This window comes from Amycolatopsis alba DSM 44262 (genome assembly GCF_000384215.1).
GTDB classification, from domain to species: domain Bacteria; phylum Actinomycetota; class Actinomycetes; order Mycobacteriales; family Pseudonocardiaceae; genus Amycolatopsis; species Amycolatopsis alba.
In genome coordinates this window covers 1,156,349-1,171,372 of the sequence record NZ_KB913032.1, presented here as the reverse complement: position 1 = coordinate 1,171,372, position 15,024 = coordinate 1,156,349, and the positions used below count along the sequence as shown (strand labels likewise).

Annotated in this window: 11 protein-coding genes and 1 riboswitch; of the genes, 9 read left to right on the top strand and 2 right to left on the bottom strand. The window is 68.7% G+C overall.

Annotated elements, in window-relative coordinates:
- Positions 1 to 2: 2 nt before the first annotated feature.
- Positions 3 to 584 carry a hypothetical protein gene (locus tag AMYAL_RS0105330; RefSeq protein WP_020630281.1) on the top strand — a complete coding sequence of 194 codons (582 nt, stop codon included), beginning with the start codon at positions 3 to 5 and terminating at the stop codon, positions 582 to 584.
- On the opposite strand, the gene AMYAL_RS0105325 is transcribed toward AMYAL_RS0105330, so the two are convergent.
- Positions 581 to 2,389, bottom strand: coding sequence for an FUSC family protein (locus AMYAL_RS0105325; protein WP_020630280.1), 1,809 nt, complete (start codon positions 2,387 to 2,389; stop codon positions 581 to 583). The genes AMYAL_RS0105330 and AMYAL_RS0105325 overlap by 4 nt on opposite strands.
- A gap of 414 nt (positions 2,390 to 2,803) precedes the next feature.
- Between AMYAL_RS0105325 and AMYAL_RS0105320 the strand changes: the two genes are divergently transcribed.
- Together AMYAL_RS0105320 and AMYAL_RS0105315 are read left to right on the top strand one after the other, a co-directional pair.
- The gene (locus AMYAL_RS0105320) at positions 2,804 to 4,060 is read left to right on the top strand and encodes an HNH endonuclease signature motif containing protein (RefSeq protein ID WP_020630279.1); all 1,257 of its coding nucleotides are present in this window, start codon (positions 2,804 to 2,806) and stop codon (positions 4,058 to 4,060) included.
- A gap of 105 nt (positions 4,061 to 4,165) precedes the next feature.
- Positions 4,166 to 4,753 (top strand): Imm21 family immunity protein, encoded by a 588-nt coding sequence (locus tag AMYAL_RS0105315; RefSeq protein WP_020630278.1) that lies wholly within the window; start codon positions 4,166 to 4,168, stop codon positions 4,751 to 4,753.
- Here AMYAL_RS0105315 and AMYAL_RS0105310 read toward each other — a convergent pair.
- A complete protein-coding gene (locus tag AMYAL_RS0105310; RefSeq protein ID WP_020630277.1) occupies positions 4,674 to 5,903 on the bottom strand; it encodes an MFS transporter in 1,230 nt (409 codons plus the stop codon). The genes AMYAL_RS0105315 and AMYAL_RS0105310 overlap by 80 nt on opposite strands.
- A 73-nt stretch (positions 5,904 to 5,976) precedes the next feature.
- Here AMYAL_RS0105310 and AMYAL_RS45705 point away from each other — a divergent pair, with 73 nt between their 5' ends.
- From AMYAL_RS45705 to AMYAL_RS0105280, 6 genes are all read left to right on the top strand, one after another.
- Entirely contained in the window at positions 5,977 to 6,447 is a 471-nt protein-coding gene (locus AMYAL_RS45705) for a MarR family winged helix-turn-helix transcriptional regulator (RefSeq protein WP_245192803.1), read from the top strand.
- A 265-nt stretch (positions 6,448 to 6,712) separates the two neighbouring features.
- Positions 6,713 to 9,883, top strand: a complete 3,171-nt coding sequence (gene ileS / locus AMYAL_RS0105300) for an isoleucine--tRNA ligase (RefSeq protein ID WP_020630275.1) — start codon at positions 6,713 to 6,715, stop codon at positions 9,881 to 9,883.
- A 145-nt stretch (positions 9,884 to 10,028) separates the two neighbouring features.
- Positions 10,029 to 11,633, top strand: a complete 1,605-nt coding sequence (locus tag AMYAL_RS0105295; RefSeq protein WP_020630274.1) for a penicillin-binding transpeptidase domain-containing protein — start codon at positions 10,029 to 10,031, stop codon at positions 11,631 to 11,633.
- 43 nt (positions 11,634 to 11,676) lie between these two features.
- Positions 11,677 to 12,360: an ArsR/SmtB family transcription factor gene (locus AMYAL_RS0105290; protein ID WP_020630273.1), complete on the top strand. Its 684-nt coding sequence runs from the start codon at positions 11,677 to 11,679 to the stop codon at positions 12,358 to 12,360.
- Positions 12,361 to 12,471: 111 nt separating this feature from the next.
- Positions 12,472 to 13,950 carry a potassium/proton antiporter gene (locus AMYAL_RS0105285; protein ID WP_020630272.1) on the top strand — a complete coding sequence of 493 codons (1,479 nt, stop codon included), beginning with the start codon at positions 12,472 to 12,474 and terminating at the stop codon, positions 13,948 to 13,950.
- Positions 13,951 to 14,081: 131 nt separating this feature from the next.
- Complete coding sequence (locus AMYAL_RS0105280) at positions 14,082 to 14,765, top strand: M23 family metallopeptidase (RefSeq protein WP_020630271.1); 684 nt, start codon at positions 14,082 to 14,084, stop codon at positions 14,763 to 14,765.
- Positions 14,766 to 14,893: 128 nt separating this feature from the next.
- Positions 14,894 to 15,008, top strand: a riboswitch (SAM riboswitch).
- The last annotated feature ends 16 nt before the right edge of the window (positions 15,009 to 15,024 follow it).

Here is a 15,024-nt window from a genome sequence, read left to right as displayed (position 1 = left end):
CCGTGCTCTACATCGTCCTGGTACTGGTACTGGCGGCTCTGGGGCTGCTCGTCGCGGCGCTCATCACCGCGAACTCCCTGTGGGCTTGGATCTCCATCGGTCTCTCCGTCGTCGCCGGGTTGCTGCTCGTCTTCGACTGGCTGCGCCGTCGGAAGAAGCGCGCGGCCGAGGCTTCCGAGGAGCCCGAAGAGCCGGAAGACTCCGATGATTCGGATCCGGCCGAAGAGAGCGACGCGGACGAAGAGAAAAAATCCGAGGACGCCGAGCAGACGGCCTTGATACCCGCCGCCGGCGAACTCGACGACACGGAAGAGGCTCAGGAGCCTCAGCGCAACGGCGATCCCGGCGAGGAGCAGAGCGATCCCGCGGATGTGGCGATCGTCTCCGAACTCGAGACCGAGGTCGTCGTCGTCGACGAGTACCCGCGCTATCACGTGACATCTTGCACGTGGCTCGAAGCGCGGGACACCATCCCGCTCGGTATCGGTGAGGCCCGGCAGCTCGGGTTCACCCCGTGCGGGCTGTGCACGCCCGACGCCGAGATCGCCGGGCAGCACCGCGACAAGACCAAGACGGACAGCTAGGCGTTCTTGAGCGCTTGAGCCGCTTCGCCGACGGCGACCAGGTCGGCGGCGATCGTGTCGAGCACCAGGCGCTGTTCTTCGTCGGCGTCCTGCGGCACCGGGATCTCGGCGGCCTCTTCGCTTCCGAGCGCGCGTGCCGCCTCGTCGACGGCATCCGCGACGTCGGCGGGGCCGGACAGCAACAAGAGCGAAGACGCCGTGACGGACAGGCCGCGCAAGGCTTCTGCGGCGTTCTCCAGCGCGTCCCGCTGTCCGGGCGCTGGTTCTTTCGTGCCCGGCTCCGCGGTGAGCAGGCCGTGGTGCGCGACAGTGGCGGCACGGAACTCACGGCCGAGCGTCCGCGGGTCGACGTCTTCGCCGCGCAGTTTCCGTCCCACCGAGCCGAGCAGTGCCTTGGTGGCGCCGATCGCGCTCTCGAACCGTTCCGCCGGACCGGGCTTCGGCACGCAGGGGATCGCGGCGAACCCGAACAGCAGGGCGATGGCGCCGGCGAGGACCATCAGGAGCAGGTACTCGACGAGCACGTAACGCGGATCGAGATGTCTGGTGGTCGCGTTCATGCCGACCGACATCAGGACCATGCAGCCGTTGAACATCGCCGGACGCGTCTGCATGAACGAGAACCCGCCCAGCAGCGCGACCAGCCCGATCGGCAGCAGAAACCCTTGCGGCAGAAGCCAAAGGACAAGAGTGAGCACGACGGCGCCGCCGAGCGAGCCGCCGATGCGCTGCCAGGCCTTGCTGAGGCTGTCCCGCCATTCCGGCTGCATGATGGCGAAAGTGCCGAGCAGGAAGGACACGGTGAGCGGGTCGCCGGGCCGGAAGCTCGCGACCACGAGCGCCAATGCCACCCCGATCCCGCACCGGAGCGCGTGCCGGAACTGCGGTGACTGCCAGGAAAACGCGCCACTCAATTCGATCCGGCGCAGTTCCTTCCGGAGCCCCTTGGGAACGTCCACACGCGACTCGTCGCGTTCGGTCGCCGCGGTCCGGATGGTTTCGAGAGCGTCCCAGAGCGCGGTGACGAGCCTGGCCGTGGCGCCGGGCAGCCCGGTGGGTTCCATGCGTCGCACCGGCTCGACGTCTTTCGGTGCTGTTGCGCTTCTGACCGCCTCGGCGATCCTGGTGGCTTCTTCCTTTGCGGCGTCGAGCGTTTCGCCGATTTCGTCGTGGTTCAGCCGCTTCCGGCGGATCTCCAGCAACCCTGTCGCCGCGCGGTAGCGGAACGTCCCGCCGAGTACACTCGCCGTCCAGCGCCGGGGCCGGTCCGCGAGCCACAGCTTCGCCGCGCGCTCCTGCGTCCCCTCGATGAGTGCGTCCGCCAGTGCCTCACGGGTCTGCTTGGCCGGATCCCGCACGCCCATCAGGATCCGCAGCAGGAGCACGACGCCCACCGCGAGCGCGGGAGCGCCCAGGATCTGCCCCGCCGACGCCGTCCCCGTCAACTGGAAGCCGTACCCGAACAGCGACGCCATCCCGAGCCCCAGCCCGACCGTGACGAATCGCGCGCCGAGCACGGGCAGCATTCCGGCGACGACCACGACCACCACCAGCAACCCGATCGCCGCCCACTGCGACACCGCCCCCAGCAGCCGCGGCACCCCGACGGCCAGGATCAACGCGGGCGCGAACCACGCCAGCAGCCGCAGATCCGCCCACAGCGGACCGCCGACGGCCGCCATGAGGCAGAAAAGCGCGGTGAGGGCCGCCAGGACGGCCGCGTTGCCCAGTCCCAGCAGGAACCCGAGCCCGCTGACGCCGCCGAGGACCACCAGCAGGACGACAAGGAGTCCGGGCCCTTTCATCGGGCCCCGTAGATCGACATACCCGTCAACCTAGAGGCGGTGGCGGGGACGGCAAGTCGGGCCCTTGGGTGCGCTGCGGGTTCGGTGGGGCGGGTGAGGCCTCGGTCCGCTTCTCGTGAGTGGTAAGGATGGTTAGAACCGTCTTGCCACTCACGAGCCCCTGGAGGTTGCTCGTCGGGCGCGCGGTTCCGCGACTCTGCCGGAACGCGTTGCGAAAGCCACTTTCGCAACCTTCATCGTTGCGAAAGTGGCTTTCGCAACAGTGCCTGTCTGTTGGGTTGCGCTGGGTAGGTGGTCGTGAGTGGTAATGGTGGTTCTAGCCATCTTTATCACTCGCGCCTCTTTCCTTCGGCTGGAATCACCTATCCATTCGGTTGATAGCACAGGTGTTCGAATCGGTGTACTATTGATCTTGTGGCCAGCGACAGCACATCCCCGACGACACCCACCGAGTGGTGGCGTGCCGACACCGCGACGCTGCATGCCCGTAAGCAGGAACTCGAAGTCCTCAAGCGGCAGCTGGATGCGGAGCAGAACGCGATCCTGGCGGAGATCAACATCCGCGGTGTTCGCGGCTGCTCGGGTCATTCGACGCTGGCGTCGATGATCTATGAGGATTTCCGTGTCACCGCGAAGGAAGCCGACGATCGGGCCGACCGGGTCCTGGCCCTGTATCCCGGCCCGTCCATTGGCGGTGACCCTGTGCCGCCTTTGGCGCCGTTGACTGCTGCTGCTTCCGCGGAAGGCGCGATCGGCGGCAGCCAGATCGACGCGATCATCAAAACCCTCGCCCGCATCCCCTCCACCGTCCCGGAAGAGGACGTGCGGGGCGGGGAGAAGATCCTGGTCGACTTGGCCCGTCACGCCGGGCCCCGGACGATCGCGCAAGCCGGGCGGCGGCTGCTGGACGAGCTCGACCCCGACGGGAAAGAGCCCCGCAACGACGACCCCAAAGATGTTCGACCGGAGCTACGTTTCGTCAAGCACCGCGACGGCACCCTCGGACTGAAGGGCACTCTCGACCTCGAAACGTATGCGCGGTTGAAGTCCGACCTTGACCCGATGGCCAAACCGCATAAGGCCATCGACGGAGTCCGGGACTCCCGCACCCAGGACGAACGCTACGGGGATGCCTTCACCGACTATGTGCGGCTAAAGACCACCAGCCGGAACTTGCCCGGTCAGGCCGGGGAAGCCACCCACATTCTCGTCACCATGTCGTACGAGGACCTGATCAATGATCTGGGTGAAGCGCATCTGGATCTGGTCGGGCCCATCAGCGCCACCGACGCCCGCATCCTCGCCTGCGACGCCCGCGTCCGCCCCGGCGTTCTCGGTACAGCAGGCGAACCCCTGGACATCGGCCGGTCGAAACGCACCGTGTCCCTGGCCCAGAAATACGCCTTGACCCTTCGTGATGGCGGCTGCGCGTTCCCCGGCTGCGATATGCCGGTGCCACGGTGCACGGCGCACCATATTGTTTTCTGGCGGCACCACGGCGAAACCAAAATCGACAATTTAGTGCTCCTGTGCACCAAGCATCATCGGCTGATCCACCGCAGCGAATGGAAAGTCCAGATCGCCCAAGACGGACTCCCCGAATTCACCGCACCCGCCTACCTCGACCCCACCGGCCAACCCAGACGCAACACCATGCACCTCAGAACATAGGCCGACCTGTGGAGAACAAAGAGCCGTATAACGGCCTACACGTCTGCGGGCTCGCCACCGGCCATTCCCCCGAAAATGTCGGACCCCCGAGGCACACTGCCGACCGTGACTGTCACACAGACTCAAGCCTGGGTCGAATCCCTCGGCGGCCCGCTCATCGTCGTGCCCGTGTCCGCCTTGGCGCACTGGAAGGGAAGCATCGAAGGAGGCGAGGATGACTACGACCGTGCCTGTGCGGTGAACGCCCTCGCGGCCGCCATTCCCATCGGCGAGGCGCAGGGGCTCGTCCTCGGCGACGAACCGGCGACCACCTGCTATCTCCCGGAGCACCGCGCGTTCCTCCGGTGGCTGGCAGCGGATTCCGAGGCCGAGCTGGTTTCCGAGGGTGAGCGGCTCCTCGCCGACCCCGCAACCCCGTGGGAGGACTGCGGGCATTGGGAGGCCGACGGTCCCGCGGTCCTCATCGACTCCGTGACCGCCGGTGCGGAGCTGGGCGTCGAGTTCCCCGCGGGCGGGACACCGGCGGAAGCCCGCGTCGACATCCCGAAAGGACGTTTCAAAGTGCGCGCGATCCACACGGACGGCGAAGCCGCCTGGGCCGGGCTGGTGCAACTCATCGCCGAGGATCACCGCCCGCCGCCGGGGCCCGGCGCAGCTTCCGCACGTCCGGAAGGGAGAGCACCAGCACGCTAGCGGCCACGATCGCGCCGGTCGCGCACCACAACGTCCGTTCGAGACCGAGGCGGTCCGCGGCGGGGCCTGCGGTCGCGGCGCCTGCCGGGGCGAGACCGAAGGAACCGAGCGCTTCGAAGGCCGCAATCCGCGAGAACTTGTCGTGCGGGATCTCCTGTCTGAGCGTGGTCATCCAGTTGACGCTGAAGATCTCCACGCCGATTCCGGCGATCAGGGCGGCCGCGCAGAGCACCGGCAAGGACGCGTCCGCCGCGAAAGCCGCCGTCGGCAACGCGAGCAGCATGGCCGCGGGAACGCCGGAAGCCAGCAGCCGTCGCGGGCGCAGTCGCACCATCAGCAAACCGCCGAGGATCATGCCGGCCGCGTCGCACGAAAGCACGAAACCCCAGTCCCGTGCACCGTCCAAGTGCCGGTCCGCGGCGAGCGGCCCGAGGACGGCGAAGGCGCCGACGCCGAGCGCGTTGACGACCGCGAACTGCGCCACCACGCTCCACAACCACCGGCGGCCGGCGAATTCACGCCACCCTTCCCGTAGTTCGGCGACGAGACCCGCACGTTTGCGAAGCCGCCCTTCGGCCCGCATCCGCGTGCTCAAGCCGCCGGCGATGAGGAACGTGGCGGCGTCGAGGGCGAGCACCGAACCGGGGCCGAAGGCGGACACCAGCAGACCGCCGAGCGCGGCCCCGGCGACCTGCGCGCCGTTGAGCCCGGTCCGGAACAGGGCGAACGCCTTGCTGGCCTGCTCCGGGTCCACGCTGCGCATCAGCAGCCCTTCGGTGGCGGGCATCCGGAACGCGATGGCCAGCCCGTTGAGCGCGGCGAACAGCATCAGTTCCCACACCCGCGCCGAATGCGTGAACACCACCAGCGCGAACGACGCCTGCGCGACCGCGCTCACCAGATTCGCGGCGACGATGACCAGGTGCCGGGGCAGCCGGTCGGCCACGACACCGCCGATCAGAAAGAACAGCACCGCCGGCACTACACCCGATGCCGACACCAGGCCGACCGCGGTGCCAGAACCTCCCGCGTCGAGGATCGCGAACGCCGTCGCGACCGGCGCCGCCGACGAGCCGAGCACCGAGATCACCGCTCCGGCCAGTTGAAGTCTGTAGTCGCGGCCCCGCCACAGGCCGGTCTTCGTTCCCACCAGATGCCCCCAGATAACTTACATTTCGGATAGTTTCAATTGTTACTATCAGGTTTGACCGTATGCTGGTCCGGTGTCAAGTGGAAATCCGTCGGGGGCCGAGCTGGCCGAAGCGCTGATGCGCACGACGCACGCGTTGCGGCGCTTTGCCGGACAGCCCTACGTCCAGCGCGGTTGGTCGACGTCGCGGGTACTGCTGATGCTCGCCGTCGACGAAGCGGGTTCGATGCGCATGGGCGAGCTCAAGGGCCGCCTCGGCGTCACCGGCAGGTCCATCACGTCCCTGGTCGACGGGCTCGAAGACGAAGGACTGCTGCGGCGGTCCGCCGATCCGGACGACCGCCGGTCCATCCGGCTCGAGATCACGCCCAAGGGGCACGAGCATCTCGGTGAGATCAAGGGTCTCCACGACGCGCACGCCGAACGCACTTTCTCGATCCTCAGCGAGACCGAACGCGGCGATCTGCTCGACATTCTCGACAAGCTCCGAGAACACGTCGCCGGGCAACAGCCCGGACCCGAACGGAACCAGGTCCCCGGATAACCCGGTTGCCGCCGCGCGCTACCCTTGAATCATCTGGCACCGATCCGGCGATCACCGGGGAGCCTCCGGAAGAACAGGGCCCACACCCTCAGTAGAACCGGACGGGTACGGCCCGTCACAGCCGTCGAATGAGCGGCCCAGCCGGAACACCACCGGCCGGGCAAGCGGGGTGGTACCGCGGAACGCGCCGGAAACGGCCGTCTCGTCCCCGTGTGGGTGAAAGCCCGTACGAGACGAGCAGTGTCGGATCTGAGGAGCACCGAAGATGTATCCCAAGGCACAGATGGACGGCGAGACCGGCGTCCCGTCCCAGCCTTCGTTCCCCGAGTCGGAAAAGCGCGTCCTCGCGTACTGGGAATCCGATCGGACCTTCCAGGCCTCCATCGACGCCCGCGACCCCGGCGTCAACGGGTCGAACGAGTACGTCTTCTACGACGGCCCGCCGTTCGCCAACGGTCTCCCGCACTACGGTCACCTGCTCACCGGGTACGTGAAGGACCTGGTGCCGCGTTACCAGACCATGAAAGGCAAGCGCGTCGAGCGCCGCTTCGGCTGGGACACCCACGGCCTGCCCGCCGAACTCGAGGCCATGCGCCAGCTCGGGATCACCGAGAAGTCCGAGATCGACGCGATGGGCATCGACGTCTTCAACGACGCCTGCCGCGAGTCCGTGCTGCGCTACACCGGCGAATGGCAGGACTACGTCACCCGCCAGGCCCGCTGGGTCGACTTCGACAACGACTACAAGACGCTCGACCTGTCCTACATGGAGTCGGTCCTCTGGGCGTTCAAGCAGCTGTGGGACAAGGGCCTGGTCTACGAGGGCTACCGCGTCCTGCCCTACTGCTGGCGCGACGAGACCCCGCTGTCCAACCACGAGCTGCGCATGGACGACGACGTCTACGCCAGCCGTCAGGACCCGGCCGTGACGGTCGGTTTCCGCTTGGAGGGCAACGACAACGAGCTCGACGGCACCTACCTGCTGATCTGGACCACGACCCCGTGGACGCTGCCGTCCAACCTCGCGACCGCGGTGCACCCCGACGTCCGCTACGTCGTGGTGGAGTCCGAGGCGCAAGAGGGCAAGCGGTTCCTGCTCGCCGAGGCGCGCGTCGCCTCGTACGCTCGCGAGCTCGGTGAGGAGCCGACGGTCGTCGGGCACTACACCGGCACCGAACTGCTCGGAACCCGTTACGCCCCACCGTTCCCGTACTTCGCCGGACACGAGAACGCGCACCGCGTGCTGTCCGCGGACTACGTCACCACCGAGGACGGCACCGGTGTCGTCCACATCGCGCCCGCCTACGGTGAAGAGGACAAGGCCGTCACCGACGCGGTGGGCATCGTCCCGGTCACCCCGGTCGACGCGCAGGGCAAGTTCGACGCGACCGTCCCGGACTACGCGGGACAGCAGGTGTTCGACGCCAACCCGAACATCATCAAGGACCTCAAGAACGGCACCGGTTCCGCCGGCCGTCAGGGCGCGGTACTGCTGCGCCACGAGACCTACGAGCACCCGTACCCGCACTGCTGGCGCTGCCGGAACCCGCTGATCTACCGCGCCGTCTCGTCGTGGTTCGTCGCGGTGACCGAGTTCAAGGACCGGATGATCGAGCTGAACCAGCAGATCACCTGGTACCCGGAGAACGTCAAGGACGGCCAGTTCGGCAAGTGGCTGGAGAACGCCCGCGACTGGTCGGTCTCCCGCAACCGGTACTTCGGCACGCCGATCCCGGTGTGGCAGTCGGACGACCCGGCGTACCCGCGCACGGACGTCTACGGCTCGCTCGACGAACTCGAGCGCGACTTCGGTGTCCGCCTGGAGAACCTGCACCGGCCCTTCATCGACGAGCTGACCCGGCCCAACCCGGACGACCCGACCGGGAAGTCCACCATGCGCCGGATCGAGGACGTGTTCGACGTCTGGTTCGACTCGGGCTCGATGCCCTACGCCCAGGTGCACTACCCGTTCGAGAACACCGAGTGGTTCGAGCATCACTACCCCGGCGACTTCATCGTCGAGTACATCGGGCAGACACGCGGCTGGTTCTACCTGCTGCACGTGCTGGCGACCGCGCTTTTCGACCGGCCCGCGTTCCGCACCTGCGTCTCGCACGGGATCGTGCTCGGCTCGGACGGCCAGAAGATGTCCAAGTCGCTGCGCAACTACCCGGACGTCAACGAGGTCTTCGACCGCGACGGTTCCGACGCGATGCGCTGGTACCTGATGGCGAGCCCGATCCTGCGCGGCGGGAACCTGGTCGTCACCGACAAGGGCATCCGCGACGCCGTCCGCCAGGCCGTGCTGCCGCTGTGGAACTCGTACTACTTCCTCGCGCTCTACGCGAACGCCGAGGGCGTGGAAGGCAAGTGGCGCACGGATTCGAAGCATGTCCTCGACCGGTACGTACTGGCGAAGACGCACGAACTGGTGACCGACGTCGAGCACGCGCTCGACACCTACGACGTCGCCGGTGCCTGTTCGACCGTCCGTGACTTCCTCGAAGTGCTGACGAACTGGTACGTGCGCCGGTCGCGCGACCGGTTCTGGGCGGGCGAGCAGGACGCGATCGACACCCTGCACACCGTGCTCGAGGTGACGTCGCGGGTGGTGGCGCCGCTGCTGCCGCTGACCACCGAGGTCGTCTGGCGCGGGCTGACCGGCGGCCGTTCGGTGCACCTGGCCGACTGGCCGAACGCGCTCGACCTGCCGGCCGACGCGGCGCTGGTGACGGCGATGGACCGGGTGCGCCAGGTTGCGTCGTCGGCGCTTTCGCTGCGGAAGGCGAACAAGCTGCGGGTGCGGCTGCCGCTGGCCAAGCTGGTCGTCGCCGCGCACGAGGCCGACTCGCTGCGCGAGTTCACCGACATCCTGCGCGACGAGGTCAACGTCAAGTCCGTCGAGCTGACCGCGGACGTCGCCGCCCACGGCGGTTTCGAGGTCGCGGTGAACGCCCGCGCCGCCGGGCCGCGGCTGGGCAAGGACGTCCAGACGGTGATCAAGGCCGTCAAGGCGGGCGAGTGGACGACGTCGGAGAGCGGCGCCGTCGTGGCCGCCGGGATCGAGCTCGTCGAAGGCGAGTACGACCGGCGTCTGGTCGCCAAGGGCGGTGGCGCGGCCGCGGAACTGCCCGGCGGTGCCGGACTGGTGCTGCTCGACACCGAGGTGACCGACGAGCTGGCGGCCGAGGGACTGGCTCGCGACCTGGTCCGGGTCGTGCAGCAGGCCCGCCGTGACGCCGGGCTGGACGTCGCCGACCGGATCGCGCTGACGGTCGACGCGCCGGAAGACGTGGTCACGGCCGCGAAGACGCACGAGGAGTTCATCGCTTCGGAGACGCTGGCGACTTCGGTGGCCTATGGCGACGTCGCCGACGGCTCGGCCGGGACGGTCGGGGAGGGCACCAAGGTGACCGTGGCGGTCGCCAAGGCCTGACCGCGGTCCCGGTCGCCGGGATCACGAAACGGATTCGGAACAGTCGCTTTCTCGCCCCCGTGCCGCCTTGCTGGTGAGCAATCGGCAGGCTGACGCACGGGGGCGCGCGCGAGGGGTGCGCGCCGTACTGGGGGAGAGCGAGTTCATGAGTCCTGCCCGGAAAAGAGGGATCCTGATCGGCGCCGCGCTGGCGGTCGTCGCCGTCGTGGTGGCCGCGGTGGTGCTGCTGGCCAGGGAGGATCGGGCGCCCGCGGCCTCCGGCGGACCGGGGGAGCCCACCGAGAGCGCGTACGGCAGCCCCGCCCAGGTCGCGGCCCGGTTCCTGCAGCGGTTCGACACCGGGGACCTGACCGGTGCGCCGGTCGACGACCCGGCGGCGGCCACCGCCGCCCTGTCCGCGACGCGCGGCGCGCTCGGCTCGGCGCCGGTCAAGACGACCTTGGGCGAGGTCCCGACCACGGCGGGGGACGCGACCACGACGTCGGCCACCTTCCACGCCGCGTGGAGCTTCCCCGGCAACAGCGTCTGGCGGTACGAAGGCAAGCTGGAACTGGTCCGCAACGCCGGGAAATGGGTGGTCCGCTGGGCGATGTCGGTGATCCACCCGAAGCTCGAAGGCGGTCAGCAGCTCTCCCTCGCCCGCGCCACGGCCAAGCCGGCCGTGGCCGACAGGGACGGAAAAGCCCTCGTCGGCGGTGACGCGGCCGGTGTCGCGCCGCTCCTGCAGGGTGCGCTGTCCAAGGTCGCGTCCGAGCAGAACGGCGGCACCGGGACCCCGGCCACGGTCACCGTTTCGCGGGTCGACGCGTCCGGCAAACCGGTCGAAACCCTCTTCGGGCAGGCCACCGAGACCGACAAGCCGCTGGTCTCGACGTTGAGCGTGGCATCGCAGACCGCCGCGCAGAAAGCCGTCGACGGTTTCAAGGGGTCGGCGATCATCGTCGCGATGAAGACCTCGGGCGAACTCCTGGCGGTCGCGCAGAACGGCGCGGCAGGCAACCAGCCGAAGGCACTCAGCGGCCTGTACTCGCCGGGCTCGGCCTTCAAGATCGCCACCGCGACCGCGGCGTTGCAGCAGGGCGGGGTCTCCGCCGACACGCCGGTGGCCTGCCCCGGCAGTGAGCAGATCGGGACACGCACGCTCAAGAACGAGAACGGGTTCGACCTGGGGACCGTTTCGCTGAAGACCGCGTTCGCCGCGTCGTGCAACACGACCTTCGGGCGGCTCGCCGGGCAGTTGCCCGCGGACGGCCTCGCGAAGGCGGCGACGCAGCTCGGCCTCAACGCGGACTTCGAGATCCCCGGTTTGGCCACTGAAACCGGGAAGGTGGAGCCGTCCAGCAGCGGCGACGAGAAGGTCGAGGCCGGCATCGGACAGGGAAGGGTACAGGTCAGCCCGCTGGGCGCGGCGCTGATGGCGGCCACGGTCGCCACCGGGAAGCCGGTGGTGCCGAAGCTGTGGCAGGGGCTGGAGACCAAGGTCAACGCCGGTTACCAGGCCCCGCCCGCCGGGGTGCTGAACCAGGTCCGGGCGATGATGCGCGAGGTCTGCACGACGGGGACCGCGAAGGCGCTGAAGAGCAGCGGCACCGTCTTCGGCAAGACAGGGACAGCGCAGTTCGGTTCGGGCGCCGACGCCAACGGCTGGTTCGTCGGCTATCGCGGGGACGTCGCTTTCGCCGTCCTGCTCGAAGGTTCCAACGACTCCGGACCCGCGGTCGGACTGGCGGCCAAGTTCCTGGCGGGCTGACGGTTCGGCCCTCGCCGAATCGTGGGTCTTCTACGGTGAACGCATGGAAACGATCGCCCTGGCCGAGGTCGCGGCCGTGCTCGCCGATCCGAGCCGAGCGTCGATGTGCCTCGCGCTGCTCGACGGACGTGCCTGGACGGTGACCGAGCTGGCCGGGGCGGCCAAGGTGGCGGCGTCGACGGCGAGCGAGCACGTGACGAAGCTGACCGAGGCCGGGTTCGTGGTCCGGGTCAAACAGGGGCGGCACAGTTACGTCCGGATCGCCGACCCCCGTGTGGCGGAGCTGATCGAGCATCTGGCGCAGCACGCCGAACACCGTCCGGTGAAGGGTTTGCGCTCGTCGGTGCGGGTGAAGCGGCTCGAGTTCGCCCGGACCTGCTACGACCACCTCGCCGGGACGGTCGCCGTTGCGCTGCGGGACGGGATGCTCTCTACCGGGCTGATCGCCGAGGCCGACGGCCTGGCCCTGACCGGCCGCGGCCGTGAGGTGTTCGGCGCTCTCGGCGTGGAGATCGCCGAGAGCCGCCGCCCGATGTTGCGCGACTGTCTCGATTGGACAGTGCGCCGTGATCATTTGGCGGGCCGCGTCCCCGCGGCGTTACTGTCTCACGGAGTGAGCGCCGGCTGGTTGTCCCGTGAGGGCAACCGCGCGGTGAAAGTCCTGCCCGCGGCCGAGAAACCGTTCGCGGACCTCGGTGTCGACCTGGCGGCCCTGCGCAGTCCGTAAAGGACAGTCTGTAACACAGGCTATCCGGACGGTTTTCGACCGGTACACGATCGAGTGACGATCACCGCCTCACTATTCTGGAGCCCTCACGGCGACCGGACGGGAGGCGACATGGAGCAGCTCCCGCTCGTCCTCGGCACCGGTGGTGCGGTCCTGCTCGTCGCGGTGATCGCCGTCCGGGTGTCGATCAAGGTCGGCCTTCCCTCGCTGCTGCTGTACTTGGGGATGGGGGTCCTGCTCGGCGAAGCCGGGTTCGGCATCCACTACGACAACCCCGAGCTCACCCAGTCCCTCGGCCTCGCCGCACTGGTGATGATCCTCTCCGAAGGTGGCCTCACCACCCGGTGGACGGCCGTGAAACCCTCGCTGGGCATCGGGATCGCACTGTCCACAGTGGCCGTGGCGGTGAGCATCGCGGTCACCGGCGCCGCCCTGCACTGGTTGCTGGACCTGGACTGGCGGATGGCGTTGCTCTGGGGCGCGGTGCTGGCCTCGACCGACGCCGCCGCGGTCTTCTCGGTGCTGAGATCGGCGGGTATCGGGAAACGGCTCGTCGGTGCGCTGGAGATCGAGTCGGGGATCAACGACGCCCCGGCCTACATCGCCGTCGTCGTGCTCGCCGAGGGCACGACGGTGGACTGGTCGCTGCCGCTGCTCGTGGTCTACGAACTCGCGGCCGGGCTGGTGATCGGCCTGGCGTTCGGCTGGATCGGGGCGCAGGCGCTGAGACGGGCCGCGCTCCCGGCGACCGGTCTGTACCCGCTGGCCACGATGGCGGTCTGCGTCGTGGCGTATTCGAGCGGGCAGCTCGCCCACGCGTCGGGCCTGCTCGCCACCTACGTCGCGGCACTGGTGCTGGGGAACTCGAAGCTGCCGCACCGGTCGGACACCCTGTCCTTCGCCGAAGGGCTCGGCTGGCTCGCGCAGATCGGGCTGTTCGTGCTGCTCGGCCTGTTCGCCTCGCCGGGCAGGATCTTCGAAAGCCTGGTCCAGGGCCTGGTCGCGGGCGCGGTGGTGCTGTTGCTCGCCCGGCCGCTCTCGGTGGTGCTGTCGGCGCTGCCGTTCAAGATCCCCTGGCGAGAACAGGTGTTCCTGTCCTGGGCCGGGTTGCGCGGGGCGGTCCCGATCGTGCTCGCGCTCATCCCGCTGTCGTCCGGGGTGCCCGGCGCCCAGGAGCTGGTCGACGCGGTGTTCGTGCTGGTCATCGTGCTGACGTTGCTCCAAGGGGCGACGCTGACGCCGCTCGCGAGGGTGCTCGGACTGGCTCAGCATTCCGAAGCGCACGAGATCGACGTCGACTCGGCGCCCCTCGACGAGATGGGCGCGGAACTCCTGCAGGTCCGCATCAACGCCGGATCGAAGATGCACGGCGTCTACCTGGCCGAACTGCGGCTGCCGGTGGGGGCGACGATCAGCCTCCTCGTCCGCGACGGCACCGGCTTCACGCCCAACAAGAACACCCGGCTCCAGGAACGCGACCAGTTACTCGTCGTGACCACCTCCGACGCCCGTGACACGGCCGAACGACGGCTCCGTGCCGTCGACCGCGCCGGACGCCTCGCCAGGTGGAAGGGCGAATCCGGCCAGTAGGTCACGAACCGGCACCAGCTGTTCGTCGGTTGATCTCAGAAAATTCTTCCCTTTTGTACTCCTTTTGGATTACTTTCCCGGCAATCGACTCCATCGAATGGGTGAGTGTCACGGGGTAAGGAGTACGCAAGGTGACGAAACTTCCTGCGCGGTTCGCCGGTCTGGGTGTGGCGGCCGCACTCGTCGGGGTGGTTCTCGCCGCACCGGCGGCGTCGGCGGCCGGCGCGTTCCCCGCGTTCGGGCTGCCCTTCGACGCGGGCCAGTCGGTCTACTCGGCGGGGATCCACTCGGACAACGGGAACTCCGGCGTGAAGAACGCCATCGACTTCAGCCCCGGCGACAAGACCGTCCGCGCTCCGCTGGCGGGCACGGTCCGGATCCAGCACTGCGACGGCGGCGACTGGGTGACCGTCGACCACGACGGCGGCTGGCGGACCGGCTACTACCACATGGAGCGCATTTCGGTCACCGACGGCCAGCAGGTCGCCCCCGGCGACGCTCTCGGCCGGACCGGCAACGCGCTGCCCTGCGGCGGCAGCAGCACCGGCGCCCACGTGCACTTCACCCTGTGGACCCTGCCCGCGGCCACCGCCAAGGGCGGCGACTCGCGCGACTTCGGCGTCGACGCGGGCAACTGGAACGGCCTGTCCTACGACGAGGTCTCGACGAAGGTCGCCGAGGCGCATGGCGAGGCTGTCGACGGCAAGACCTTCGGCGGCTGGCAGTTCACCGCGGGCACCGATCAGTACTCCGGTACCGCGACCGAGGTCTCTTCGCGTTCGATCGTCCCGTTGCCGGGCCGATTCCGCGTCTGACCTCCCGTTGCCTGGCGCGGCGCGGCGCCGGGCAACGGTTCTCCTCGGTTGCGCGATGCGTGACCGGCGTCTCAACATCCGGACAAGGGGTGGCTCGATCGCCGGTCCATCCGCTAACTTCGTTCGTAGGTCACGAGTGTCAGCGTCAAGCCCCGGCTAGCTGACCGGCAACCCTCCTTCCGCGGTGGGGTGCCCCGGGTGAGGACCTGGCCTGTCGCGCGGTGCGACGGGCAAGCGCGGGATCCTCGTCGGGTCCCCT